The sequence below is a fragment of the Paraburkholderia sp. SIMBA_053 genome, from assembly GCF_046534895.1.
GTDB classification, from domain to species: Bacteria; Pseudomonadota; Gammaproteobacteria; order Burkholderiales; family Burkholderiaceae; genus Paraburkholderia; species Paraburkholderia caledonica.
This window is the reverse complement of the sequence record NZ_JAWRXU010000005.1, coordinates 234,442-258,825: the sequence shown is the minus strand read 5'-3', so window position 1 is coordinate 258,825 and position 24,384 is coordinate 234,442. Positions and strand designations below refer to the sequence as shown.

The following is a 24,384-nucleotide window of genomic DNA, read 5'->3' as shown; positions in this document are numbered from 1 at the left end:
GGTACGCATGACGGCAGATGAGCGCGGCGCTGTGTTTGCATTGCTCGATGATTGCGACGCGTCGGCGGCGCGCCGCTCGAGCAGGCTGTACACCGGTTTCGCGCATGAGCGGGTATGCGCCGACCCCGCGCAGCTCGAAGCCGTTTGCGAGGCCGCCGAATCGGATGCACGGCACGGCCTGCACGCTATCGTGCTCGCCGACTACGAGTTCGGCCGGCATCTTCTCGGCGGGGCATCAGATCCGTCGTTCAAAACGCAGCATGGCGACGCCACGCTGCGTTTTTTATTGTTCGAGCGTTGCGAGAAACTCTCACGCGACGAAGTCGACGCGTGGCTCGTAAAACAAGATGGCGACCTCGCAGAGCCGTCTGTGGCGGGCACAGCCAATGTGCGCGAGAGCGTCGAACCCGCGGAGTTCAATGCGGCCATCGGCGCAATTCGTGCCGCCCTGCGCGACGGCGAGTCCTATCAGGTCAACTACACATACCGGCTCCGCTTCGACGTATTCGGCCCGCCTATCGCGCTTTATCGGCGGTTGCGGGCGCGTCAACCCGTTCGGTACGGCGCATTGATCGCAATGCCTGGTAACGGGTGGGTGCTGTCATGTTCGCCGGAGCTTTTCGTCGAGAAGCAGAATGCAACATTGCGCGCGCGCCCGATGAAAGGCACCGCGCCACGTTCAGCCGATCCGTCAGCGGATCGCGGCGCCGCTGAATTCCTCGGCAACGACCCCAAGAATCGCGCCGAAAACGTGATGATCGTCGATCTGCTGAGGAACGATCTTTCGCGCGTCGCTCAAACGGGCTCCGTCAAAGTGCCCGCGCTCTTTTCCGTCGAGCCGTATGCATCGGTCTGGCAGATGACGTCGACGGTTGAAGCCGCTTTGCGGCCCGGCACGTCGTTCGCCGCGATAGTGCGCGCGCTCTTTCCTTGCGGCTCGATCACCGGTGCGCCGAAGCATCGCACGATGCAGTTGATCGACGAACTGGAGAGCACGCCACGCGGCCTGTACACCGGTGCGATCGGCTGGCTGGACGCGCCCGCGCCCGAGCCGGCGGCGAATGAAAATAGCGGTGGAGACTTCTGCATGTCCGTCGCGATTCGCACGCTGACCTTGAAGCCGTCCGCGCCCACGGGAGAATTGCGCGGCACGATGGGCATAGGCGCGGGCATCGTGCTCGACAGCGTCGCCGAAGACGAATATGCGGAGTGTCGATTGAAAGCGCGTTTCCTGACCGGTGCGGAACCCGGCTTCGAGCTGTTCGAAACCATGTACGCGACGCGGGAAGAGGGCGTGCGCCATGTGTCGCGCCATCTCGCGAGGCTGTCGGCGAGTGCAGCGACGCTAGGCTTTCAATTCGATGCGGCAAGCATTCGCGCGCAGATCGCGGAGCGATGCTCATCGTTGCCCGCAGCCACACCGCACCGCATGCGCGTCGCGCTAGGCAAGAGCGGTGTGACGCAAATTACGGCCGCGGTGTTGGTGCCGTTGGCCGATTCGACGGTCAACGTTCTGCTCGCAACGGATCACGATTTTGCATCGACCCAATCCGGCGATCTACTGCTGCGTCATAAGACCACGCACCGAGCACAGTACGATCGCGGCTGGCGCGAAGCCGAGGCAAAAGGCGCTTTCGACACGTTGTTCTTCAACGAACGAGGCGAGTTGACGGAAGGCGGGCGCTCGAACGTATTCGTGAAGCTGGCGGGGCGGTGGTGGACGCCGCCGCTCGCGTCGGGCGTGCTGCCCGGTGTGATGCGAAGCATCCTGCTTGAAGACGACGCTAATCTGCAGGCGGCTGAAAAGGTGCTGACAGAGGCTGACGTACTGAGCGCCGAAGCGCTGTTGATCTGCAATGCATTGCGCGGCGCGCTGCCGGCCCGGATCGTCCGCTAGAAACACCGAAGCGCGGCCACGCTAATATCGCCCCCGCGAAAGCACTCTCAGAACGAGTGCTCAGGCCCAGGAAAAGTCCCGTCCTTCACGGCCTGCACATACGCTTCCACCGCAGCAAGAATGCTTGGCTGCCCGACCATGAAATCCTTCACGAAACGCGGCCGTTTGCCGGGAAAGATGCCCAGCATGTCGTGCAATACCAGCACCTGACCTGAGCAGTCGAGGCCCGCGCCGATGCCGATGGTTGGAATCCGCAACTGCTTCGTGACTTCGCTCGCGAGGAGCGTCGGAATCGCTTCCATCACGATGAGCTGCGCGCCGGCCGTTTGCATGGCAAGCGAGCCGCGCAGCAACTGGTTCGCGCCTTCCTCGGTCTTGCCCTGCACCTTGAAGCCGCCAAAAGCATGCACCGACTGCGGCGTCAGCCCGACATGCGCACACACCGGAATTGAGCGTTCCACGAGAAAACGGACAGTATCCGTGAGCCATTCACCGCCTTCGAGCTTCACCATCTGCGCGCCCGCGCGCATCAATTCGACGGAGCTTCTATACGCTTCTTCCGGCGTGCCATACGTGCCAAACGGCAAGTCCGCGACGATCAGCGCAGACGGTCGCGCGCGCGCCACGCTCGCCGTGTGATAGGCGATGTCGGCGAGCGAAACCGGCAGTGTGGTGGTCTGTCCTTGCAGGACGTTGCCGAGCGAGTCGCCGATCAGCATGACGTCGACACCCGCGCGATCCAGCAGCGCGGCGAAGCTGGCGTCGTAACAGGTGAGCATGGCGATTTTCTCGCCAGCATCGCGCATTGCCTGCAGTTTCGGCACGGTGACGGCGCTGCGGCTCGTCTCCTGCAAATAGGTCATGGTCGATCCGTTGAAGAGAGAGGCGCGCGCCGCTCAGAGCGACGTGCCCTTGACAAAGAATTCCTTGCGTCCGCGCATGGTTTCGATGCGCTCGGCGAGCAGCGCAAGGTCCGCGTCGGAGTCGAGCGGATTCAGATGTTCGGCGTTAACCGTCAGCACCGGTGTGCGGTCGTAGTGATAGAAGAATTCGTTGTAGGCGTCGCAAAGGGCATGCAGATACGCATCGGAAATCTGCAACTCCATCGGCACTGCGCGCTTTTGAATGCGCGAGAAGAGCACTTCGGGACTCGCTTGCAGATACACGACGAAGTCCGGTGCCGGCGCGCTCACTTCCAGCCGCGCGGCGAGCGCGCGATACAGATGCCACTCGTCTTCCTGCAGCGTGAGGCGCGCGAAGATGTCGTTCTTTTGCGTCATGAAATCGGCGACGAGCGGCGTGCCCGCCACTTGCGCCGCGTTCACTTCCTGCGCCTGCTGCGCGCGTTGCAACGCGAAGTGCAATTGCGCGGGCAACGCATAACGCGCGGTGTCGCGATAAAAGCGCTCGAGGAAAGGATTGTCCTGCGGCCTCTCGAAGAGTTCCTGCATCGACCAGCGTTGCGCAAGACGCCGCGCGAGCGAGGTCTTGCCGACGCCAATAGGTCCTTCGATCGCCAGATAGCCGAATGGAGGCCGCAATTGCGGCGCGGTGACGGTAAGCGGAGTGGAATTCATTCGCAGCGGCCCTTGCCCGCGGCGAGTGCGTTCAGCATCGGGCACTGGCAGGGTCCTTTCACTTTCTCGATGCGCTGATCGCGCACGGCGTCGAGCAGCGCGTCGGCGCGCCCATGTCGCGGAATGATCAGCGCAGCGTCGATTTCGACAAGCGGCACCAGCGCGAAAGCACGCTCGACGAGGCGAGGATGCGGAACGATCAGATCGGCTTCGTCGATCGGTTGATCGCCGAAAAGCAGGATGTCGAGATCGAGCGTTCGCGGTGCATTGCGAAAGGGCCGCTCCCGGCCGAACTGATGCTCGATCTTGTGGCACAGCGCGAGCAGATGCCGCACGGGTAGCGTTGTGTCGATCTTGACGACGCAGTTGAAATAGTCGTCACCGCCCGCGTCGATCGGGGCCGTGCGATACAGGCTCGACTTGGCGAGCACGGTGATGGTGTGCTGTTGTGCGAGGCACACCACTGCGTCTTTCAGGGTCTGGCGCGCGTCCCCGAGATTCGCGCCGAGGCCGAGATAAGCAACCGTCATGGCATAACTTCCTGCAACTATCGTTCGACGGCTTCAGCGAACGCCGCGTCAGTCTTCGTGCGGGCCTTCATGGCCCGCTTCGGCGTCTGTGCGTTCGGCTGGCGTGCCGCCCTCCATTCCGTCGCCCGATTTGCGGTTTCTCGCGCCACTGCTGCGTCTCCGTCGTTTTCTGGGGCTTCGGTCCTTCCCGCCTTGCGTAAGCAATGTTTCACGCGCCGCGATGTCTCCTTCAATGAACTCCGTCCACCACGCTCCGACCGACTCGTCGAGTTCGCCTGATTCGCAGCGCAACAGGAGGAAATCATACCCCGCTCTAAATCTTTGGTGTTCCAGCAGCTTCAGCGCGCTTCTTCCCGAGCGTTTTTCGAGGCGCAGCTGCAGGCCCCAGATCTCGCGCATGTCGGACGAGAAGCGTTTGTGAATAGCAAGCTTTTCCGTCTGCATGTCGAGGACTTCGTCCATCGCGCGATGCAGCGCCGGCACCGGATATTCACCGTTCGCTTCAAACTTCTGCCAGCGCTGTTGCACGTCGTGCCAGAGCAGCGTGGCGAACAGGAAGCCTGGCGATACCGGCTTGCCGGCGCGCACACGTGCGTCCGTGTTGGTGAGCGCGAGCGTGATGAATTTTTCGCCGGTGGGCTGCTCGAGCACGACGTCGAGCAGGGGCAGCAAACCATGATGCAGGCCTTCCTGACGCAGGCGCTTCAGGCAGGCGAGCGCGTGGCCGGACAGCATGAGCTTCAGCATCTCGTCGAACAGACGCGCGGCCGGCACGTTGTTGATCAGGTCGGCCATTTCGGCGATCGGCGCGCGGGTCGCGTCTTCGATCTCGAAGTCGAGCTTTGCCGCAAACCGCACCACGCGCAGCATCCGCACAGGATCTTCGCGATATCGCGTGGCCGGGTCGCCGATCATGCGCAGCAGACGCGCGCGCACGTCCGCCATGCCGTTGTGGTAGTCCAGCACCGTTTCGGTGGCGGGATCGTAGTACATCGCGTTGATCGTGAAGTCGCGGCGCGTGGCGTCTTCGTGCTGCTCGCCCCACACGTTGTCGCGCAATACGCGCCCGCTTGCATCGACCGCGTGCGTGCGGCGGTCGAGCTCGTCGCGTTTCAGGCGCCGCGGCGGCGCGGCGTCAGCGGCGGGTGGATCGACCAGCGCGCGGAACGTGGAGGTTTCGATGATTTCCTGGCCGAACTGCACATGCACGATCTGAAACCTGCGGCCGATGATGCGCGCGCGGCGGAACAGCTTCTGCACCTGTTCGGGCGTGGCGTCGGTCGCCACGTCGAAGTCTTTCGGCTTGATGCCGAGCAGCAGGTCGCGCACCGCACCGCCGACGATAAACGCCCGGTGCCCCGCCTGTTGCAGGCCTTCGGTCACGCGAATCGCGTTGCGCGAGATCAGCGTGGGGTCGATGCCGTGTACGTCGTGCGGAATGATGACCGGCACGTCTGGGTCGCGCACTGTCTTTGCGGGCGCGCCATTGCGAGTCGGCTTGCGGCGCGCGCGGCCGGTTCCCGCGGCGCCTGCTGCATTGCGTGCCGGTGCGCTGCCGGGTTCGTCTGAGTCGGCTTCAGCCGGCACGGTGTCGTCGGCGGACGCTGTGTCCTGGCCGAATAGCTTACGGATGAGTTTTTTGATCACGTGGGTTGAAAGAGTTCGAGGATGCGCCAGCCTTTGGCCTGCGCATGGGCGCGCAATGTGTCGTCGGGATTCGTTGCGATCGGATCGGTGACTTTTTCGAGCAGCGGAATGTCGTTGTGCGAATCGCTGTAGAAGTAGCTGCGCTCGAAGTCGCTCCAGCTTTTGCCGAGCGATGCAAGCCATGCCTCGGTGCGCACGATCTTGCCTTCCTTGTAGCTCGGCGTGCCGGTGGGGCGGCCGGTGTAGGCCGAATGCGGCTGGCCGTCGACGGTTTCCGCTTCGCAGGCGATCAGCGTGTCGACGCCGAACGCGCTCGCGATGGGACGGGTGATGAATTCGTTGGTCGCGGTGACCACGCAGCACAGGTCGCCGGCTTCGCGGTGCCGCTTGACCAGTTCGACGGCCGCCGGAAGGATGGCCGGCGTGATCACTTCGTGCATGTACTGCGCGTGAAAGTCCGCGAGTTGCGCGCGCGTGTATTTCGCGAGCGGCGTGAGCATGGCGATCAGATAGGCATGAATGTCCAGCTTGCCGGCTTTGTAGTCGGCATAGAAGCGGTCGTTTTCACGAGCGAAATTTTCGCCGTCGACCAGACCGTGTTTCACCATGAAGCGGCCCCATTCGTGGTCGCTGTCGGTGGGAATGAGAGTGTGATCGAGGTCGAAGAGTGCGAGATTAGCCATGGGGATCTATTTTACTTGAAGCGGCGGACGACGCGGCGGGCCCGTCCGCGCCCGGCGAAGCCAGCATCGTGCGCAAAAGCGGCAACGTAACCGCCCGCTTCTGTTCGAGCGAAAAACGGTCGAGCGCGTCGAGGAGCGCCATCAGGCTTGGCATGTCGCGACGAAAGTGCGTGAGCAGATAGGCCGGCACGTCGTCGGCCAGCATGATGCCGCGCTCGCGGGCCGCGTGCTTGAGCACCGCTGCCTTGCCTTCGTCGGGCAGCGGCGCGAGGTGGAAAACGAGTCCCCAGCCGAGCCGCGTGCGCAGGTCTTCGCGCACCGTCATGCCGATCGGCGCCGCGTTGCCGGTGGCGACGAGCGCGCTCGTCGGATGCGCGCGCACTTCGTTGAAGAGATTGAACACGGCGATCTGCTGCGCGGCCGACAGGCCGTCGCAATCGTCAATGGCATACAGCGCCACGCGCGGATCGAAACTGAACGCGGCAAGGCTGCTTTGCGGACCCGCGAAGCGCGCGTGGCCCGGCGGCGCTTCGTGCACGAGCGCTTGCAACAGGTGAGTGCGGCCGCTGCCTGCTTCGCCCCAGATATAGAAGGTGCGATCGGCGACAGGCCCGGCCGCGAGCGCGCCGTCGAGTTCACGCAGGCGCGTCACCAGCTCGGCGTTTGCGCCAGCGAAAAAATTATCGAATGTCGATGGCGGCGGAGTGCCGAGATCGAGCGTCAGTTGACGAAGCACAGTAGGTTGATGCCGAAAGTAGGGCTGAGGCTGCCGATGGTCCTGGCGAGCCGGGTCACTGGAGCAGAAGGTCAATTGTTGTACAGGGTGCTTTCCAGATAGCTTTGCCGCAATTCGCGCACCGCCACGGACAAAATCGCACTCACGGGCAACGCAAGCAGCACGCCGAAAAAGCCGAACAGTTGCCCGAACGCGAGCAACGCGAAGATGACCGCGAGCGGGTGCAGCCCGATCCGCTCGCCGACGAGGCGCGGCGTCAGGAAAAAGCTCTCCACGATCTGACCGACGCCGTAGATCACAGCCACCGCACCAAAGCCGTACCAGTTGCCGAACTGCAGCAATGCCGCAAGAAGCGCCAGCGCGAGCCCGGTCGCAAAGCCAATGTACGGGATGAACACTGCGAGCCCGGTGAAGATGCCCACCGGCAGCGCGATCTCGAAGCGGGCAATGCTGAGCGCCACCGCATAGAAGGCTGCGAGCACGCCCATCACGAGCAGCTGGCCGCGCAGATATTGCGACAGCATCTGATCCATGTCGCGCGCGAGTTGCAGCGTCTTGTCGAGCCAGCGGCGCGGCACCACGCCCTGTACGCGCAACAGCATGCGGTTCCAGTCGTACAGCAGATAGAACAGCACGAGCGGCACCAGCACGAGATTGCCGATCACGGTCATCATGACGTTGCCGCTCGTCACGATCGAGGTCCACGCATAACGCGCGACGGTCTGCGCGCTGCCTTCCAACTGGCCCATCACGAGATCGCGCACGCTCGCGAAATCCAGCGAATCGGCGAGCCCCAGCATGGCCAGCTTGGGCTGCAGCCACGCATTCACATGGGCGAACAGTTGCGGCACCTGCTGCCGCAGCTGGGGGCCTTCCTTCTGGATGACGGCGAAAACCAGCAGCGCGAGCATTGTCACCAGCAACGTGAAAAGCAGCATCATCAGCAAGGCAGCGATCGCGCGCGGCACGCGCCGGCGCACCATCCACGCGACGCCCGGCTGCAGAATGTACGCGAGAATCGCGCCGAGCAGAAACGGCGTGAGGACGGGGCTCAAGAGCCACAGCAGAATGCCCACGCCGAGCGCGATGGCTAGCCAGATGAAAGCGCGGCGCTGGACCGGAGTCAGTATCGAGGAGTTCTGTTGCAAAGTTGTTTCCCTGGTGTCGCCGGAACGGATGATTCGAAATCCAGCCGGCCGGCAACTCTGTATGGGACCGGAGTAAGCGCTGAAGCGCCAACTCTGGATCGGCATCGGGTAAAATCGCATTTTACCGACCTTCGAGCTCTCCCCCATGAATCAACCGAAATCCGCCCCGAATTCAACCGGTTCGGCCCAAGGTCTGTCGTACCGCGACGCCGGCGTGGACATCGACGCGGGCGACGCCCTTGTCGACGCGATCAAGCCCTTTGCCAAAAAGACGATGCGCGACGGCGTGCTGGGCGGCATTGGCGGATTCGGCGCGCTGTTCGAAGTGCCGAAGAGGTACAAGGAACCGGTGCTGGTATCGGGCACAGACGGCGTTGGCACGAAGCTGCGCCTCGCGTTCGAGTTGAACAAGCACGACACCGTCGGCCAGGATCTGGTCGCCATGAGCGTGAACGACATTCTCGTGCAAGGCGCCGAGCCGCTGTTTTTCCTCGACTACTTTGCCTGCGGCAAGCTGGACGTGAACACGGCGGCAACGGTCGTCAAGGGTATCGCCTACGGCTGCGAACTGGCGGGCTGTGCCTTGATCGGCGGCGAAACGGCTGAAATGCCGGGCATGTATCCGGACGGCGAATACGATCTCGCGGGCTTCGCGGTCGGTGCGGTGGAAAAGAGCAAGATTATCGACGGCAGCACCATTGCTCCCGGCGACGTGGTGCTGGGCCTCGCTTCGAGCGGCATTCATTCGAACGGTTTTTCGCTGGTGCGCAAGATCATCGAGCGCGCGCAGCCCGATCTGAATGCGGATTTCGACGGCCGTTCGCTAGCCGACGCTCTGATGGCGCCCACGCACATTTACGTCAAGCCGCTTCTCTCGCTGATGCAGCAAATCGCGGTGAAGGGCATGGCGCACATCACCGGTGGCGGGTTGGTCGAAAATATTCCGCGGGTTCTGCGCGAAGGCCTGACGGCCGAACTGGATCATCGCGGCTGGCCGCTGCCGCCGCTCTTCTCGTGGCTGCAAAAGCACGGCGGCGTGGCGGATGCGGAAATGCATCGCGTATTCAACTGCGGTATCGGGATGGCGGTGGTTGTCTCGGCTGCTGACGCGGACGCTGCAATCGGTCTGTTGTCCGCAGCCGGCGAGCAGGTCTGGAAGATCGGCACGATTCGCGAGAGCGCACCGGATGAAGCACAGACGGTAGTGGTGTAAGGATTGGCAGCCTGCGCGGCGTGAATACTAAATGCCGCGCAGGCTCGCAGTTTCAAGGTTTTCTGAGGTCTCGTAGTTCCCCAGCGTGCTCGCCATCGAGTTTGCTCAAAAGCGCAGCACTTTGGCGTGCTTCACCAAAGCGCATCAAACAGGCTGCGAAACCAGCGCGTCGATCAAATCAATTACCCGCGCGCTCGCGTTTGGGTCGCAACAGTCCACTACCACCCGCTCGTTCATGCTGCGCAGCCATGTGAGTTGCCGTTTGCACAATTGGCGCGTCGCAAACACGCCCTTGTCACGCATGGTCGGATAGTCGACGGTTCCATCGAGATATTCCCAGACCTGCCGGTAGCCGACGCAACGCATCGACGGCATCTCGGGCGATAAATCTCCGCGTTCGCGCAGCTTCACCACTTCATCGACAAAGCCGTTCGCCAGCATGGCATCGAAACGCTGCTCGATGCGCGCGTGCAGCACGCTTCGGTCCGACGGCTCGAGTGCGATCGGCGCGAAGCGCCACTGCGCCGCGGCGTCGTCGATGCGAGCGGGCGCGGCCAGCAATGCGGACATCGCTTGACCCGTTAGCAAGAAGACTTCGAGCGCGCGCTGGATTCGCTGCGAATCGTTGGGCGCAAGACGCGCGGCAGTCGCCGGATCGACGGTAGCCAAACGTGCATGCAGCGCGGGCCAGCCATCGCGCGCGGCGTCCGCGTCGAGTTGCGCGCGTATATTCGCGTCGGCTGCGGGCAAGTCGTTGAGCCCTTGAGTCAGCGCCTTGTAGTACAGCATCGTCCCGCCGACCAGCAGCGGCAGCCGGCCGCGCGCAGTGATCTCCGCGGTCAACCGGAGCGCGTCGGCGCGAAATTCCGCGGCGGAGTAGGCGTCGGCGGGATCGACAATGTCGATCAGGTGATGCGGCGCTACCGCGCGCTCGTCGGCAGTCGGTTTTGCGGTGCCGATGTCCATCTCGCGATACACGAGCGCCGAGTCGACGCTGATGATTTCGACCGGCCGCCGCGCGGCGAGAGCCAATGCAGCCGCGGTCTTGCCCGACGCAGTCGGGCCGAGCAGGCATGGAATGGGCGTGGCGGTGCGTGCGTTCATGAACGTGCCGGCGCCCGGCAATCGAGCCTCAAAAAACGCACCGTCACTGTCCGCGCATGAAGAGGCGGTCGAGGTCGGAGAGCGTCAACTGATACCACGTGGGACGCCCGTGATTGCACTGGTCGGCGCGCTCGGTCGCTTCCATCTGACGCAGCAGCGCGTTCATTTCGTCCAGCGTGAGACGCCGGTTCGCGCGCACCGCGTGATGGCAGGCGAGCGTGCCGAGCAGTTCGTGCTGACGCTCGGTCAGGACACGCGAGCCGCCGTAAGCGTGCAGATCGGCTAGGACCGCGCGCGCCAATGCCTGAAGGTCTGTATCTTTCAGCAGCGCCGGCACCGCGCGGATGGCGAGGGTAGTCGGCGACAAAACAGCCAGGTCGAAGCCGAGTGCGTCGAGCGTGTCGCGCTCTTCTTCCACCGTGCCGATTTCGACAGGGTCCGCCTGCATCGTCTGCGGAATCAGCAACGGCTGCACGGCGATCGTGCGGTCGGCGAGCGCGTTCTTGAACTGCTCGTAAAGGATGCGCTCGTGCGCCGCGTGCATATCGACGATCACGAGCCCGTGCGCGTTCTGCGCAAGCACGTAGATGCCGTGAATCTGGCCGAGCGCGAAGCCGAGCGGCTGGTCGTCGGCGGGATTGAACGCGGGCGGCGCGTAGGACGCTGAGGCGTTATAGGGCGACGGACCTTCGGCGGCGGAATCGCGCGCTTCGAAGAGCGTCGCGCCTTGCGCGGTTCCCGCGCTGGCGTCCTTGCGGCCGAACAACGCGTCATAGAATGCGAGCGGTTGGGCGACCGGCAGCGTGCCCTGAGTCATGCGCGACTGGCGCATCCACGTATTGCCCGCTTGCGACGCGCTGAAGCCGCTACCCGTCGATCCAGGCGTGCCGTTGGAACCCAAGCCGCCGACAAAGCTTCCCGCAGCGGAACCGCCGAACCCTGCGACGCCGGCACCGCCCGGCGACGTTCCGAACGAAACCGCTCCGTCTGCCGACGCTTGCAGATGTGCCGCGTGCCCGCCCGCGGTCGTCTCCGGCGACGCGCCCGCATGGCGCGCCAGCGCACGCTGGACCGCGTGGAAAACGAACTGATGAATCGAGCGTGAATCGCGGAACCGAACTTCGATCTTCGAAGGATGAACGTTCACGTCGACCGCTTCGGGCGGCAGATCGAGAAACAGCACATACGACGGATAACGGTCGCCATGCAGCACGTCTTCATAAGCGGCGCGCACCGCGTGCGTCAGCAGCTTGTCGCGCACGAAACGGCCATTGACGAAGAAGTACTGCTGATCGGAGCGTCCGCGGCTTGCGGTCGGCAAACCCGCGCAACCGTAGACGGCGAGCGGACCTGCGGATTCATCGAGCGGCAGATGAGCCGTCGCGAAAGTTTCGCCCAGTATCTTCGCGACTCGCGCGGGCGGTTCGCTGGCGTTCCAATGCTCGACGGCCTTGCCGTTGTGCAGGACCGAAATGGCGACGTCCGGTCGCGCCAGCGCGGCACGGCGAATCTGTTCAAGACAATGGCCGAGTTCGGTCTGTTCGCTTTTCAGGAATTTGCGGCGCGCGGGCGTGTTGAAGTACAGCTCGCGCACTTCGATGGTGGTGCCTTGCGTGCCCGCAGCCGGGCTCAGCACCCCGGTTTGTGCATCGACGCGCACTGCATGCGGCGCGTCGGCAGTGCGGCTCGTGATGGTCATCTGCGCGACCGACGCAATCGACGCCAGCGCCTCGCCGCGAAACCCGAGAGTCGCGACGGCCTCGAGCTCGGCGAGCGAGCGGATCTTGCTGGTGGCGTGGCGCATCAACGCGAGCGCAAGTTCGTTCTCGGGAATGCCGCAGCCGTCGTCGGTGATCGAAATACGTTTGACGCCGCCCTCGTCCAGCATGATGCGAAGCGTCTGCGCGCCCGCGTCGAGCGCGTTTTCAAGCAACTCCTTCACCACCGATGCGGGCCGCTCGACCACTTCGCCGGCGGCAATCTGGCTGATGAGCTGATCGGGCAGCGGCAGGATTGCCCGCAGCGGGCGCACGGCCGGTGTAGCGGCGGCGGCCGTGGCGTCGACGGGCGTTTCGGAAAATTCGGACATGGCGAAATTATAGCGATTCGCGCGGCGGCCCTCGAATGGCGGAAACACGCCGGAGATTTTCGAAGTTCGCCCGGGCACTTTCTGTATCATGACGCGGTCAATTCGGGCGGCGAGCGAGCGCTCGCCGTTATCCCGCGGGTCTGCTGCCGACCCTCCCACCACGTTCACTCTTGCCTTATAAAGGACGCTTTTTGGACACGCTGCTACATCTAGCCAATCTTGTGCTGCACATCGACAAGTTCCTGGGAGAATTCATCCACGTGTACGGCGCCTGGGTCTATGCGGTGCTGTTCCTGATCGTGTTCTGCGAAACGGGGCTCGTGGTTCTACCGTTTCTTCCGGGCGATTCGTTGCTGTTCATCGGCGGGGCTTTCTGCGCGTCTGGACAGATGAATCTCGGTCTGCTGATCCTGTTGCTGTTCGTCGCGGCGACCACGGGCAATACCGTCAACTATATGATCGGGCGAGCGATCGGGCCGAAGGTTTTCAATTCGCGTATTCCAGTGCTCGAGCGTTTTCTCGACCGGCGCGCGCTGCAGAAAACACATGACTTCTACGAGAGGCATGGCGGCAAGACCATCGTGCTTGCGCGTTTCATTCCGGTTGTGCGGACGTTTGCGCCGTTTGTCGCGGGCGCTTCGGAGATGACGGTTAGCCGGTTTCAGCTGTTCAATGTAGCCGGCGCGCTGTTCTGGGTATTGCTGCTTGTTCTGCTCGGCTATTTCTTCGGCAATATTCCGTTTATCCGCCAATATCTGAATGTGATCGTGCTCGTCGGGATTGGCGCTGCGATTGTGCCGGTCGTGCTCGGCGCGCTCTGGAAGATGATGCGCAAGAGTGCGTCGAAGCCTGGCTAACGTGGCGCGGGCACTTAGTCCGCTGACCTACTTGCATGAGCAAATGGCGTCGCGTAAATTGCGACGCCGTTTTTTTGCGTGCGCGGCCACACGCCTGCGTGCGCGTTCACGTGACTGCACGGGGCGCGAGCGGTGTTTCGGGCGTTGGGTAACCGGCCTCGCGGAATGTCTGGATGATCGCGCGGTTGGTGTCGAAGTACACCTGCCAGTAATGCTCATTGTGTGCGTAGGGTCGCACGCAAAGCAGCGGTCCTTCGGGCGTGAAGCTCAGCACTTCGACATCGGGCGCGGGGCTTTCCGCAACGTTCGGTATTTCGGCGATGGCAGCCTTCAGCCGGTTCATCGCGTCCGTCGCGTCGACGCCGTTCGCGATCTTCGCTGTCAGTTCGACCCGTCGCACCGGCAGCGCGCTGTAATTGGAAATCGTGTCGGAGAAAATCTTGTTGTTGCCGATGATTGTCGTCACGTTATCTGGCGTGACGATGGTCGTGCCGAACAAACCGAGTTCAGAGACCGTGCCGGTGACGCCGCCCGCGGTCACGAAGTCGCCGACCTTGAACGGACGCAACACCTGCATGAAGATGCCGGCCGCGAAATGCGCGAGCAGTCCGCCCCACGCCGTGCCGATCGCGAGGCCGAGCCCGGCGAGCAGCGCCGCGAACGAAGTGGTTTGCACGCCGAATACCTGCAAGATCGCGAGGATCAGAAGCAGGTTCAATAGCGCGCCGAGAATCGAGCCGAGGTAATGCGCGAGTGTCGGATCGACGCGGCTGTTACGCGTTAGCACCGCACGCAGCAAGCGGGTAATCAGTCCAATGACCCAGCGGCCGACGATCCACAAGACGATCGCACCGAGCACTTTGACGCCGAGGTCGATGCCGCGGGTCATCATGAAAACGCGTACGGTTTCGAAATCCAAGATGTTCCCCAATCGGTGAACTTGCTTTGACTGATTACGACGTGACGCGATGCTGCGGGCGGCGCCTGGGTGGCTGAATCCAACCGGATGCTGCCTGGTCTTGGGAAGTTATAGGTGAAGGCGCGAGGGTGTGCAAGGACCGTTCCCGCCGCGCCTCGCGCTCGCACGACGCGTTTTACATCGGCAGGTGAGAGTCTGAGTAGGGCGATGTCGGAATGACCAACGTCTTGCCTAACGTCGATCTGGCGGGGCAGTTTCGGCGACCAAAACTGCGCCACGCAACTGCCGCAACGATTGCGAGCGCATATGCGGCGCTGCGTACGAAGAACGCGGTCGGCGTGCTGAACTGGCCGTAACGTGTGCGGGCGTCGGCAAAGACAAGGAAAGTGAGGGCTGCATCCAGCAGCATTGCGGTGAGCGCCAGCGCGGAAAAAACGCGAGAGCCGTCTATCGCGGCGCCGGATATCAGGCGATTGCACCCATTGCACGCGACAAGCACGATCGCCAGCAACGCAAGATTCGAAGCGAGATCGAACAGAAAATTGGTCATATCGATGGAATGAAAGCGCCGCAGGTTGCGGTGTTGCGAGAGCGTCTGCGTCCGTCGGTTCTCGGCGGATTGACAGACGGCGGCGATCATTGCACGTCTTTATGTCTCAATAAATGCTCACGTTCGCAGTCCGTAGCGTTGTCGGAATGTGCGAGGTATCGCGTGAGAAAAGTCAGGGGCGTAACGAGAAATCGCGGCGAGTTGTGGGCTGTTTTGCTTTGGACTTCGCCGTGTTCGCCGTGTGGTGTGCGCTAATTCTTCTTGACGAGAAGAATGTTGCCAGGAGACGTAGGGGAGCGCGCGCTGAAAAGAAACAGCGACGAAAAGAAATCAGCGACAAAAAAGAAAAGGGCTTACGGCGCTGACGCGTGTAAGCCCTCGAATCTTTTGGTAGGCCGTACGGGATTCGAACCTGTGACCAACGGATTAAAAGTCCGCTGCTCTACCAGCTGAGCTAACGACCCAAAAGAGAAGCGAAATTATAGCGATAGCCCCGGAGGACTGTCAACCCGTTCCGAGCAATCCGATATACACGTTAGTGCAGCCCAGATAGTGAAAAGCCCGGGGCGTGAAGACCCGGGCTTTTCAGCGAGAGGCGCGCGTGACCATCTTTTTGGCGCTCACGGACACTGCGCGTTACTGCCAACTGCTCGACACTACTACGACTACTTGATCTGCGACAGCTTGCTTTGCGCCGACTGCGCGACGTCCGAGCCGCCGTATTGCGCGACGATCTGCTCGAGCGTCTTCTTGGCCGCGGCCTTCTGACCTTGCTCGAGCTGATTGTTCGCGATTGCCATCAATGCTTCAGGCGCTCGCGGATGCTGCGGATAATTCTTCACCACACCCTGCCAGGTCGCCGTCGAGCCCTTGTAATCGCGCAACGCATACAGCGCATTGCCGAGCCAGTACTGCGCGGTCGGCTGATAGGGGCTGTTCGGATACTTGGAGATGAAGCTGCGGAACGACGCCGCCGCATTCTTGAAGTCGCCGTTGCGGAACTGCTGTGAGGCCGCATTGAACGACTCCGTTTCGCCCGGCTGCACCTCGCCCTGAACGCCATCCACCGTTTGCTGCTGCGGCTCGAATTTCTTCAGGCGCGTGTCCAGATCGGTGTAGTAGTCCTTCTGCTGTTTTTGCAGCGTGGCGAGCTGATTGGCCATGTCCTCGTTCTGCCCGCGCAGCGTCGCGACCTGTTGATTCATCTGGTCGAGACGGTTGGACTGATCGAGGATCGTGCGCTGTGCTGCCGACAACTGGCTCGACAGGCTGTCAGTCTTCGACCGAAGATCGAGAATGGCCTGGCGGGCCTGATCGTCGTCGAAGATACCGGCGTGCGCGGGCACAGCCATGAAGACCGTGCCCGCGACGCAGGCCGCTGCGGCAAATCGCAGCCAGGAGAAACGATGCGTCATTCGGCTCATCACCTGTTACTTACTGTTGGTACACGAGATCGGCGCGGCGGTTCTGTGCCCACGACGATTCGTCATGACCGGTAGCTTGCGGCTTTTCCTTGCCGAGGCTCACGGCTTCCATTTGCGAGTCGGTCACGCCCATCAGCGACAGCGAACGACGCACTGCTTCAGCACGCTTCTGGCCGAGTGCCAGGTTGTACTCGCTCGTGCCGCGCTCGTCGGTGTTGCCCTGGATCAGCACGTGGCGTTGCGGATGGCTCTTCAGATACTGCGCGTGTTGTTGCAGCAGCGACTGGTAGTCGTCCTTCACCGAATAGCTGTCGAAGTCGAAGTAAATGCTGCGCTTTGCGAGCGGGCTGTTCGGATCGTTCAGCGGGTCGACGTTCACTTGCGCAACATCGTTCGGGTTCGGTTGCGTCGAAACGGCGCCGCCCTTGTTTGCGTTTTCGTCGAGCTTGACGCCCGAGTGACATGCGGCCAGTGCACCGACCATGAGGACTGCGAATGCGAAGCGAAGTTTAGACATCATTTTTTACTCTCCTTGTGTTATTGCATCAACGTTATTGCATGAAAGGGCCCCAGGACGGCTCACGTACGCTGCCGCCCTGCACTGACAGGACCTGCCGGGTGCGACCGTCGGTCGAAACCGCAGCCAATACGCCACGGCCGTTCACCTGAGTGGCGTAAAGAATGTACTGACCGTTCGCCGCGAAACTTGGCGATTCGTCATGTGTCGTGTCCGTCAGGCCCGTGGCCGTTCCGCCTTGCAGGTCCTGGATATACAGCTTGAAACCGCCGCCGACGCGCGAAATATACGCGAGTTGCTTGCCGTCCGGGCTCACGCGCGGACTGGTGTTGTAGCTGCCGGTGAACGTGACCCGTTGTGCCGCGCCGGCGCTTTCACCCTGCGCCGACATCTTGTAGATCTGCGGTTGACCGCCGCGGTCGCTCGTGAAATAGATCGTCTGGCCGTCTGGCGAGAAAGTCGGCTCCGTGTCGATCGAGCTGCCTTGCGTGAGACGGCGCATGCCAGTGCCGTCCGCATTGACGGCGAAGATTTGCGTGTTGCCCGTGCGCGAGAGCGCCACGGCGAGCGTGCGCCCGTCCGGCGACCATGCAGGCGCGCTGTTATTGCCTTTCTGGTCCGAAACGACAATACGCCGACCCGTAGGCAGATCGTGGATATAGACGATCGGTTTCTTCTTTTCGAACGATACGTAAGCCACCTTGGTGCCATCGGGCGACCATGCCGGCGAGATGATCGGCTCCGGGCTCGACAATGCGATGTGCGCGTCCTGACCGTCCGAATCCGAGATCTGCAACTGATAACGGTTGCCGGTCTTGATGACATACGACAGCCGCGTCGCGAACACGCCGCGGCCGCCCATCAGCTTCGCGTATATGTAGTCGGCCACCTTGTGCGCGCTCATGCGCAGGCCGCTTTCGGGGCTGACCAGCACGAGGCCGCCGAGGCTCTCGCCCTTGACCGTGTCGTACAGCTTGAAGCGCACTTCGTACTGGCCGTTCGGCAGGCGGTTCACGCTGCCGGCTACGAATGCATTCGCGCCTTTGGCCTTCCAGCTACCGAGGTCGACCGAGGCCGTTTCGGGAACCGGCGTCGAGCCTGCGTCGATATTGGTGAATTTGCCGCTGCGTTGCAGGTCCTGACGCACGATGGTGCTGACCTGTTGCGGCGAGTTCGCTTCGTTGGCGAAGTTCGCCGTTGCGATCGGGAACTGGGTGGACCCGACGCCCGTCACGAGGACGTTGAGTTGTGCGTTCGCGGCGCCACCGACGGCGATCAGGCACGACGCTACAAGTGTCCGCAGGCCTAGCTTGGTCATCAAACTCATGCTGTATCAATTCCCCAAAAAACGGTTTTACTAAAGCTTCGCGACAGCAGACAGACCGGAAAAGAGCTAATTCGTTCCCGAGCACGCCGCGCCGGGCGGGGCGCTCGGTCTGCTGTCAAGGTACTGTCAGGCTTTCATCAACCTGCCGGTCGCAACGTAATTCTGAAGCTCGCCGGCGTCTTGCCGTCGATGTCCTGAGGCATTGGGTCCGAGCGCTGAACGGCTCGCAACGCCGCGTCGTCCCACGCGGAATTGCCGCTGCTGTGAGCGATCGTTGCGCTCAACAGGGTGCCTGTTGGTGAACAACGAACGGCGATCACCGTCTCGAGACCCTCCGTCTCACCGCCCCACGAAATGTTTGGCCGCACCACGCGACGCACCTTGTCAGCGTAACCCGGCGATGCCGCGCTACCACCCGAGCCGCTGCCCGTGCCGCTCTTGCCGAGGCCATTGCCAGTCGAGCCCGGAGGCCCGGCCATGCCTTGCATCTGCGCAAGCCGCGCACGGCGTTCGGCGTCAACCTTCTTCGCTTGCGCCGCTGCTTCGGCTTGTGCGGCTTGTGCTTTCGCCTTCGCCGCCTTTTGCGCCTCCGCCTTTTTCTGCGCTTCGGCCTCAGCCTGCTTTTGCTGTTCCTGCTGCTTTTCCTGCTGTTGTTCCTTCAACTGCTGCTGCTTTTGCTGCTCGGCCAACTGCTGTTGCTTCAGCTTTTCCGCCTGCTGCTGTTGTTGCTTCTGCTTCGCGGCCGCCGCTTTCTGGGCAGCCAGTTGCGCCGCCTGTTCGGCCAACTGTTGCTGACGCTTCGCCTCGGCTTCCTGCTGAGCCTGCAGCTTTTCCTGACGTTGCTGCTCCGCAAGTTGCGCCTGACGAGCCGCTTCCTGTTGCTTGCGTTTCTTCTCCTGCAGCGCGATCTCGGCCTGTTCGTCGGCCACGGGCGGAGCAGGGACCACAGGCGCGGGCGGCGGCGGCGCCACGCGCGGGATCGCGGTGTCCGGCACTTCGGTCCACAGTTCCGCTTCGGCGCCTTCGGGTGTGCTGTTCTGCCACTGAATGCCGTGATAGAGGAAGAACCCGAGCAGCGCATGCATCACCAGCGCGAACGCAAAGGCGCGGCCGGTGCCGCGTTCACGCGGTGGCTGGAGCGGATAGTCGGTGTTCTTACGGATCATTGCGATTTGACGAGCAATCCAACGCGTTTGACGCCCCGTGCCTTCAGTTCGGACATCACGTTCATCACGGCTTCATACTTCACGGTCTTGTCGGCGGCGATCACGACGGGCTGATCGGGATGCGACTGCGCGCGGTCGGCGATAAAGCCGTTGAGGCCCGCTTTCGTCATGTCCTCCTGCTGCTGCGCGCCGGAATCGTCCTTGTATTTGACGCTCATGTTGCCGTCCGCGCGAATGTTGACGATCACAGGCGGCGTTTGCTGCTGCGGCGCTGCGCCGCCGACAGTCGGCAGATTGACGATGGACGGCGCGACGAGCGGCGCGGTCACCATGAAGATGACGAGCAGCACGAGCATCACGTCGATATACGGCACGACGTTGATGTCGGACATCGCGCGGCGCGAGCGGCCGCCGCGCATGCTGGAGGAGCGAGAGCCTGCCATCGTGGCCTCCTTAGTGCGCCTGGCGCTGCAAGATGTTCGAGAACTCTTCGATGAAGGTCTCGAAGCGGATCGCCAGACGGTCGATGTCGTGCGCGTAGCGGTTGTATGCGACCACGGCCGGGATCGCGGCGAACAGGCCGATCGCGGTCGCGGTCAGCGCTTCGGCGATGCCAGGCGCCACGTTCGCAAGCGTGGCCTGCTGCACGTTGGCGAGTCCGCGGAACGCATTCATGATCCCCCACACCGTACCGAACAAACCGATATACGGGCTGACCGAACCGACCGACGCCAGAAACGCGAGGTTCGCTTCGAGCACGTCCATTTCACGCTGGAACGCCGCACGCATTGCACGGCGCGCGCCGTCGAGAATCGCGCCCGGGTCGTTCAGGCGTTTTTCCTTGCCCTTGAGGAATTCGCGCATGCCCGACTCGAAAATCCGCTCGAGCGCGCCGATGGTGTGACGGTTATTGGCAGCGCTCTGATACAGCGCCTGCAAGTCGCCGCCCGACCAGAAATCACGTTCGAAACGCTCAGTCTGCGCGCGGGCGCGGCGGATCGCAAACCACTTGCGGAAGATGAAAGTCCACGACAGCAGTGACAGCAACAGCAGGAGCGCCATGACGGCCTGCGCCAGCAGGCTCGCGTTGAGTACGAGAGAAACGATCGACAGATCTTGTGTAGTGTTCATAAAGGTTCGTTTTATCGTCCCGAAAGGGGCGTCCGGCTTTGCAAGGCCACGCGAAGCTTTCCGTGAGCAAAACGGAAGCATCGGCGGTGCTGCAAGCCGAACCATGCTTTTGTGCTGCTTGGTCGATGCGAGTTCACTGGCCCCGTAACAACGAGAGTCAGCATGCGTTCGTTGACACGCCGCCGTCGCGCACGCCTGGTCCGCGCCGCAAAGCTGCCAGAACCTGCGGCGGAATCGCGGCGGGGCGCAGCGCTGTACGCTCGACGCAACCGACCCGGATCGAGCCGGTAGCAAGCAACGTGCCGTCGCGCCACGCTTCTTGCGCGAAGTTGACGGAAGCTTTGCCGAGCCGCTCGATCCGGCTCACCACTTTGACGACGTCGTCGAGACGCGCGGGCGCCCGATAGTCGACTGCGGTGCTGCGGACGATGAAGATCACCCCCGTTTCATCGGCGAGCCGGTTCTGGTCGATGCCGCACGCGCGCAGCCATTCGGTGCGCGCCCGTTCAAAGAACTTCAGGTAATTCGCGTAAAACACGATGCCGCCGGCGTCGGTATCTTCGTAGTACACGCGGATGCCCCACGAATGGCCGATTTCCGTGCCTGGCTGGCTGGTCGTCATATTCATGCGGCGCATTTTACCGGATCGCACACTGCGAGGTCTGTTTCAAGATGTGCGCGCCGTCTGGCGGGCGTTTAGCCCCGATGAACGGACAAACCCGCGAACGATTGCGCCACCGGCATCAGTTCGATCGTGTTGATGTTGACGTGTGCCGGGCGCGTGGCGATCCAGTAGATCGAATCGGCGATATCTTCTGCCGTCAGCGGCTGGACGTTTTCGTAGACCTTGCCGGCCTTTTCGTCGTCGCCCCGAAAGCGTACGTTCGAAAATTCGGTGCCGCCGCACAGACCCGGTTCGATGTCCGTCACGCGAAGCGAAGTGCCCGCCAGGTCCGCGCGCAGGTTCAGGCTGAACTGGCGCACGAACGCCTTGGTGGCGCCGTAGACGTTGCCGCCCGCATAAGGCCAGCGGCCCGCTACCGAGCCGAGGTTGAAGATATGGCCGCGGTTGCGCTCGACCATGCCGGGCAGCAGCGCGTGCGTGACCTGAACGAGGCCGGTGCAGTTCGTTTCGATCATCGTCTGCCATTCGTCGAGGCTCGCCTTCTGCGCCGGCTCGACGCCCAGTGCAAGGCCGGCGTTGTTCACGAGCACGTCGATCGCGGCGAAGTCGGCCGGCAACGCTGCTGGGACCGCTTCCACCGCCGCGCGATCGCGCACGTCCAGTTCATAGGGCAGGAGGGCGTCGCCGAGTTCGGCGGCGAGCGCATCCAGACGGTCTTTGCGGCGGGCCGTGGCGACGACGCGATGGCCGCCCTTGACGAAGGCACGAGCGATGGCGGCGCCGAATCCTGCGGACGCACCGGTGACGAACACGATCATTACAGTTCCTGGTCGGTAGAAGACAAAGGCCCCAAGCCTACTTCCAATGCGGCGCTGCGGCAAGGATAGGCGAGCCGGATGGATCGCGTCGCGAGACCCCCGCACACGCTTCCCGGCGGGCCTTCACGGGACGGCTGTGCGCTGTGTTTCGCGCCCTCGGGTGCCGTCGTGCCGGTGCCTTGCGCGACGGGGGAAACCTGGTTGCCTATTCGATCCTCTTCCAATAAACTAACGCGCTCATCCCTGCGTGACTGGCGATAGAACCGATCCAACCAATCGGGTTCAAGGTGGAAAAACCCACCGTGAAGCGCAGGGTGCCGTTTTGCCGTTCGCCTGGGCAGCCGTGATCCGCGCGCATCAATCTGCGCTGACGGTGGCTGTCCTGCCTCGCGTGTGCGGCGACTCTCCTCTCGCCACGTCAGGGCTGGCCCAGCCGCCAGCAGCGCCGCGTACCCTCTACGCAAGATTCGGCGCACGATCCGGTCAACCTGAACACACTCAACGGAATCCGTATGTTTGACAGAGCCCAAAGCACCATCGCCAACGTCGACCCTGAACTCTGGAAGGTGATCGAACAGGAAAACCGTCGTCAGGAAGAGCATATCGAACTGATCGCGTCGGAAAACTACACGAGCCCGGCTGTGATGGCTGCACAAGGCTCGCAACTCACGAACAAGTACGCCGAAGGGTACCCGGGCAAGCGCTACTACGGCGGTTGCGAATACGTCGACGTGGCGGAGCAGCTCGCGATCGACCGCGTGAAGCAGCTGTTCGGCGCCGAGGCTGCCAACGTGCAACCGAACTCGGGCTCGCAGGCGAACCAGGGCGTGTTCTTCGCCATGCTCAAGCCGGGCGACACGATCATGGGCATGAGCCTCGCGCACGGCGGCCACCTGACTCACGGCTCGCCCGTCAACATGTCGGGCAAGTGGTTCAACGTCGTGAGCTACGGCCTGAACGAAGCCGAAGACATCGACTACGACGCTGCCGAGAAGCTGGCCCAGGAACACAAGCCGAAGTTGATCGTTGCCGGTGCGTCCGCGTTCGCGCTGCGCATCGACTTCGAACGTCTGTCGAAAATTGCGAAGTCGGTCGGCGCGTACTTCATGGTCGACATGGCCCACTACGCGGGTCTGATCGCTGCGGGCGTGTATCCGAACCCGGTGCCGCATGCAGACTTCGTCACCACCACCACGCACAAGAGCCTGCGTGGCCCGCGCGGCGGGGTGATCCTGATGAAGGCCGAATTCGAAAAGCAGATCAACTCGGCAATCTTCCCGGGAATTCAGGGCGGCCCGCTGATGCACGTGATCGCCGGCAAGGCGGTTGCGTTCAAGGAAGCGCTGTCGCCGGAATTCAAGGCTTACCAGCAACAAGTCGTTGAGAATGCCCGCGTGCTGGCCGAGACGCTCGTCAAGCGCGGTCTGCGCATCGTGTCGGGCCGTACTGAAAGCCACGTGATGCTGGTCGACCTGCGCGCGAAGAAGATTACCGGCAAGGCTGCGGAAGCCGCGCTCGGCGCCGCTCACATCACGGTCAACAAGAACGCGATTCCGAACGACCCGGAAAAGCCGTTTGTGACGAGCGGTATTCGTCTGGGCTCGCCGGCCATGACCACGCGCGGTTTCGGCACCAAGGAAGCCGAGCAGGTGGGTAACCTGATCGCCGACGTGCTGGACAACCCGGAAGACACGGCCACGATCGACCGCGTGCGCGGCCAGGTCGCCGAGTTGACGCAGCGTTTCCCGGTCTACGGCTAAGCCGCCATGCATTGCCCTTTCTGCCGTCACGCCGATACGCAGGTTGTCGACTCGCGTGTCTCCGAAGACGGCGCGACGATTCGCCGGCGCCGCCGCTGCCCGGCCTGCGACAAACGTTTTACGACGTATGAGCGGGTCGAGCTGGCGTTGCCGTCGGTCGTCAAGAAAGACGGCAGCCGTACCGAATTCGATCGCCGCAAGATTGTCGCGAGCATGCAACTGGCGCTGCGCAAGCGCCCGGTTGCAGCAGACGCAATCGACGCGGCCGTCGCCCGGATCGAGTACCAACTGCTCGGCAGCGGCGAGCGCGAAGTGCGCAGCGAGCGCCTCGGCGAACTCGTAATGAACGAGTTGCGCGCGCTCGACACCATTGCCTACGTTCGTTTCGCCTCCGTTTACCGGCGCTTTGAAGACGTCTCTGAATTTGAAGACGTGATCGAAGAGTTCCGCCACGCTTCCTCTCCTCCCAAGCCGTCGCGCAAGCGCTGAGCGCCCACGCCCCTCGCGTCGCGTCCGACTATTCGTGTTGTGCCGCGTCGCTTCGAGTCTCTGCATTTCCCGCTCCCTCATCGTTCGTCGCGTGAATTCTTGCGCGCAATAGCGTCTGAATGCCACCTGGCCATTCGGCCGATTGTTGAGCCGTCCTTGAACCGCTAGATTGGCCGC

At 62.7% G+C, this 24,384-nt stretch carries 24 protein-coding genes, 1 tRNA gene and 1 riboswitch; of the genes, 5 read left to right on the top strand and 20 right to left on the bottom strand.

Annotation, left to right across the window (positions count from 1 at the left end; all coding sequences use genetic code 11):
* The first annotated feature begins 7 nt into the window (after positions 1-7).
* Positions 8-1,897: an aminodeoxychorismate synthase component I gene (gene pabB / locus SB753_RS18865; RefSeq protein WP_408484352.1), complete on the top strand. Its 1,890-nt coding sequence runs from the start codon at positions 8-10 to the stop codon at positions 1,895-1,897.
* Positions 1,898-1,944: 47 nt separating this feature from the next.
* Here the strand turns inward: pabB and panB are convergent, their stop codons facing one another.
* From panB to SB753_RS18830, 7 genes are all read right to left on the bottom strand, one after another.
* The gene (panB, locus tag SB753_RS18860) at positions 1,945-2,760 is read right to left on the bottom strand and encodes a 3-methyl-2-oxobutanoate hydroxymethyltransferase (RefSeq protein ID WP_410801286.1); all 816 of its coding nucleotides are present in this window, start codon (positions 2,758-2,760) and stop codon (positions 1,945-1,947) included.
* A gap of 33 nt (positions 2,761-2,793) precedes the next feature.
* On the bottom strand, positions 2,794-3,474 hold the full coding sequence (locus SB753_RS18855) for a deoxynucleoside kinase (protein WP_020069714.1): 681 nt from the start codon (positions 3,472-3,474) through the stop codon (positions 2,794-2,796).
* Positions 3,471-4,004: a 2-amino-4-hydroxy-6-hydroxymethyldihydropteridine diphosphokinase gene (folK, locus tag SB753_RS18850; RefSeq protein WP_410801284.1), complete on the bottom strand. Its 534-nt coding sequence runs from the start codon at positions 4,002-4,004 to the stop codon at positions 3,471-3,473. The genes SB753_RS18855 and folK overlap by 4 nt, the downstream gene beginning before the upstream one ends.
* Before the next feature lie 48 nt (positions 4,005-4,052).
* Entirely contained in the window at positions 4,053-5,651 is a 1,599-nt protein-coding gene (gene pcnB, locus SB753_RS18845; protein WP_410801282.1) for a polynucleotide adenylyltransferase PcnB, read from the bottom strand.
* Positions 5,648-6,334 carry an HAD family hydrolase gene (locus SB753_RS18840; protein WP_410801280.1) on the bottom strand — a complete coding sequence of 229 codons (687 nt, stop codon included), beginning with the start codon at positions 6,332-6,334 and terminating at the stop codon, positions 5,648-5,650. Before SB753_RS18840 ends, pcnB begins: the two co-directional genes overlap by 4 nt.
* On the bottom strand, positions 6,327-7,070 hold the full coding sequence (gene hda, locus SB753_RS18835; protein ID WP_020069718.1) for a DnaA regulatory inactivator Hda: 744 nt from the start codon (positions 7,068-7,070) through the stop codon (positions 6,327-6,329). Before hda ends, SB753_RS18840 begins: the two co-directional genes overlap by 8 nt.
* A gap of 71 nt (positions 7,071-7,141) precedes the next feature.
* Positions 7,142-8,218 (bottom strand): AI-2E family transporter, encoded by a 1,077-nt coding sequence (locus tag SB753_RS18830; protein ID WP_020069719.1) that lies wholly within the window; start codon positions 8,216-8,218, stop codon positions 7,142-7,144.
* A 145-nt stretch (positions 8,219-8,363) separates the two neighbouring features.
* Here SB753_RS18830 and purM point away from each other — a divergent pair, with 145 nt between their 5' ends.
* A complete protein-coding gene (gene purM, locus SB753_RS18825; protein ID WP_410801278.1) occupies positions 8,364-9,431 on the top strand; it encodes a phosphoribosylformylglycinamidine cyclo-ligase in 1,068 nt (355 codons plus the stop codon).
* A gap of 144 nt (positions 9,432-9,575) precedes the next feature.
* Here purM and miaA read toward each other — a convergent pair whose 3' ends face one another.
* Both miaA and mutL read right to left on the bottom strand, forming a co-directional pair.
* Positions 9,576-10,535, bottom strand: coding sequence for a tRNA (adenosine(37)-N6)-dimethylallyltransferase MiaA (miaA, locus tag SB753_RS18820; RefSeq protein ID WP_410801276.1), 960 nt, complete (start codon positions 10,533-10,535; stop codon positions 9,576-9,578).
* A gap of 43 nt (positions 10,536-10,578) precedes the next feature.
* Complete coding sequence (gene mutL / locus SB753_RS18815) at positions 10,579-12,624, bottom strand: DNA mismatch repair endonuclease MutL (RefSeq protein ID WP_410801274.1); 2,046 nt, start codon at positions 12,622-12,624, stop codon at positions 10,579-10,581.
* A 191-nt stretch (positions 12,625-12,815) separates the two neighbouring features.
* On the opposite strand from mutL, the gene SB753_RS18810 reads away from it, so the two are divergent.
* Entirely contained in the window at positions 12,816-13,481 is a 666-nt protein-coding gene (locus SB753_RS18810) for a DedA family protein (RefSeq protein ID WP_087751566.1), read from the top strand.
* A 106-nt stretch (positions 13,482-13,587) separates the two neighbouring features.
* Here the strand turns inward: SB753_RS18810 and SB753_RS18805 are convergent, their stop codons facing one another.
* The 11 genes from SB753_RS18805 to ydfG form a co-directional block, all read right to left on the bottom strand.
* Complete coding sequence (locus SB753_RS18805; protein ID WP_410801272.1) at positions 13,588-14,400, bottom strand: mechanosensitive ion channel family protein; 813 nt, start codon at positions 14,398-14,400, stop codon at positions 13,588-13,590.
* 175 nt (positions 14,401-14,575) lie between these two features.
* A complete protein-coding gene (locus SB753_RS18800) occupies positions 14,576-14,950 on the bottom strand; it encodes a hypothetical protein (RefSeq protein ID WP_410801378.1) in 375 nt (124 codons plus the stop codon).
* 388 nt (positions 14,951-15,338) lie between these two features.
* Positions 15,339-15,414, bottom strand: a tRNA-Lys gene (locus SB753_RS18795).
* Between the two features lie 201 nt (positions 15,415-15,615).
* Complete coding sequence (ybgF, locus tag SB753_RS18790; protein ID WP_027777926.1) at positions 15,616-16,365, bottom strand: tol-pal system protein YbgF; 750 nt, start codon at positions 16,363-16,365, stop codon at positions 15,616-15,618.
* Between the two features lie 19 nt (positions 16,366-16,384).
* Positions 16,385-16,894: a peptidoglycan-associated lipoprotein Pal gene (gene pal, locus SB753_RS18785; RefSeq protein WP_013338115.1), complete on the bottom strand. Its 510-nt coding sequence runs from the start codon at positions 16,892-16,894 to the stop codon at positions 16,385-16,387.
* 31 nt (positions 16,895-16,925) lie between these two features.
* The gene (gene tolB / locus SB753_RS18780) at positions 16,926-18,218 is read right to left on the bottom strand and encodes a Tol-Pal system beta propeller repeat protein TolB (RefSeq protein WP_087751565.1); all 1,293 of its coding nucleotides are present in this window, start codon (positions 18,216-18,218) and stop codon (positions 16,926-16,928) included.
* A gap of 137 nt (positions 18,219-18,355) precedes the next feature.
* Positions 18,356-19,384: a cell envelope integrity protein TolA gene (gene tolA / locus SB753_RS18775; protein ID WP_410801270.1), complete on the bottom strand. Its 1,029-nt coding sequence runs from the start codon at positions 19,382-19,384 to the stop codon at positions 18,356-18,358.
* Positions 19,381-19,827 carry a protein TolR gene (tolR, locus tag SB753_RS18770; protein ID WP_025601528.1) on the bottom strand — a complete coding sequence of 149 codons (447 nt, stop codon included), beginning with the start codon at positions 19,825-19,827 and terminating at the stop codon, positions 19,381-19,383. Before tolR ends, tolA begins: the two co-directional genes overlap by 4 nt.
* A 10-nt stretch (positions 19,828-19,837) precedes the next feature.
* A complete protein-coding gene (gene tolQ / locus SB753_RS18765; protein ID WP_006047860.1) occupies positions 19,838-20,515 on the bottom strand; it encodes a protein TolQ in 678 nt (225 codons plus the stop codon).
* Between the two features lie 157 nt (positions 20,516-20,672).
* On the bottom strand, positions 20,673-21,152 hold the full coding sequence (gene ybgC / locus SB753_RS18760) for a tol-pal system-associated acyl-CoA thioesterase (protein WP_410801268.1): 480 nt from the start codon (positions 21,150-21,152) through the stop codon (positions 20,673-20,675).
* A 59-nt stretch (positions 21,153-21,211) separates the two neighbouring features.
* Positions 21,212-21,958 carry a bifunctional NADP-dependent 3-hydroxy acid dehydrogenase/3-hydroxypropionate dehydrogenase YdfG gene (gene ydfG, locus SB753_RS18755; protein ID WP_288824428.1) on the bottom strand — a complete coding sequence of 249 codons (747 nt, stop codon included), beginning with the start codon at positions 21,956-21,958 and terminating at the stop codon, positions 21,212-21,214.
* Positions 21,959-22,195: 237 nt separating this feature from the next.
* Positions 22,196-22,304: riboswitch (ZMP/ZTP riboswitch) on the top strand.
* Between the two features lie 166 nt (positions 22,305-22,470).
* On the opposite strand from ydfG, the gene glyA reads away from it, so the two are divergent.
* Both glyA and nrdR read left to right on the top strand, forming a co-directional pair.
* Positions 22,471-23,718 (top strand): serine hydroxymethyltransferase, encoded by a 1,248-nt coding sequence (gene glyA, locus SB753_RS18750; RefSeq protein WP_020069732.1) that lies wholly within the window; start codon positions 22,471-22,473, stop codon positions 23,716-23,718.
* Between the two features lie 6 nt (positions 23,719-23,724).
* On the top strand, positions 23,725-24,207 hold the full coding sequence (nrdR, locus tag SB753_RS18745) for a transcriptional regulator NrdR (protein ID WP_020069733.1): 483 nt from the start codon (positions 23,725-23,727) through the stop codon (positions 24,205-24,207).
* Positions 24,208-24,384: the final 177 nt, after the last annotated feature.

Bases quoted from the DNA above. Each gene is read 5' to 3' on its own strand.
- pabB (WP_408484352.1), top strand. From the start codon at position 8: ATGACGGCAGATGAGCGCGGCGCTGTGTTTGCATTGCTCGATGATTGC.
- panB (WP_410801286.1), bottom strand. From the start codon at position 2,760: ATGACCTATTTGCAGGAGACGAGCCGCAGCGCCGTCACCGTGCCGAAA.
- SB753_RS18855 (WP_020069714.1), bottom strand. From the start codon at position 3,474: ATGAATTCCACTCCGCTTACCGTCACCGCGCCGCAATTGCGGCCTCCA.
- folK (WP_410801284.1), bottom strand. From the start codon at position 4,004: ATGACGGTTGCTTATCTCGGCCTCGGCGCGAATCTCGGGGACGCGCGC.
- SB753_RS18840 (WP_410801280.1), bottom strand. From the start codon at position 6,334: ATGGCTAATCTCGCACTCTTCGACCTCGATCACACTCTCATTCCCACC.
- purM (WP_410801278.1), top strand. From the start codon at position 8,364: ATGAATCAACCGAAATCCGCCCCGAATTCAACCGGTTCGGCCCAAGGT.
- miaA (WP_410801276.1), bottom strand. From the start codon at position 10,535: ATGAACGCACGCACCGCCACGCCCATTCCATGCCTGCTCGGCCCGACT.
- mutL (WP_410801274.1), bottom strand. From the start codon at position 12,624: ATGTCCGAATTTTCCGAAACGCCCGTCGACGCCACGGCCGCCGCCGCT.
- SB753_RS18800 (WP_410801378.1), bottom strand. From the start codon at position 14,950: ATGACCAATTTTCTGTTCGATCTCGCTTCGAATCTTGCGTTGCTGGCG.
- ybgF (WP_027777926.1), bottom strand. From the start codon at position 16,365: ATGACGCATCGTTTCTCCTGGCTGCGATTTGCCGCAGCGGCCTGCGTC.
- pal (WP_013338115.1), bottom strand. From the start codon at position 16,894: ATGATGTCTAAACTTCGCTTCGCATTCGCAGTCCTCATGGTCGGTGCA.
- tolB (WP_087751565.1), bottom strand. From the start codon at position 18,218: ATGAGTTTGATGACCAAGCTAGGCCTGCGGACACTTGTAGCGTCGTGC.
- tolA (WP_410801270.1), bottom strand. From the start codon at position 19,384: ATGATCCGTAAGAACACCGACTATCCGCTCCAGCCACCGCGTGAACGC.
- tolR (WP_025601528.1), bottom strand. From the start codon at position 19,827: ATGGCAGGCTCTCGCTCCTCCAGCATGCGCGGCGGCCGCTCGCGCCGC.
- tolQ (WP_006047860.1), bottom strand. From the start codon at position 20,515: ATGAACACTACACAAGATCTGTCGATCGTTTCTCTCGTACTCAACGCG.
- ybgC (WP_410801268.1), bottom strand. From the start codon at position 21,152: ATGCGCCGCATGAATATGACGACCAGCCAGCCAGGCACGGAAATCGGC.
- ydfG (WP_288824428.1), bottom strand. From the start codon at position 21,958: ATGATCGTGTTCGTCACCGGTGCGTCCGCAGGATTCGGCGCCGCCATC.
- glyA (WP_020069732.1), top strand. From the start codon at position 22,471: ATGTTTGACAGAGCCCAAAGCACCATCGCCAACGTCGACCCTGAACTC.
- nrdR (WP_020069733.1), top strand. From the start codon at position 23,725: ATGCATTGCCCTTTCTGCCGTCACGCCGATACGCAGGTTGTCGACTCG.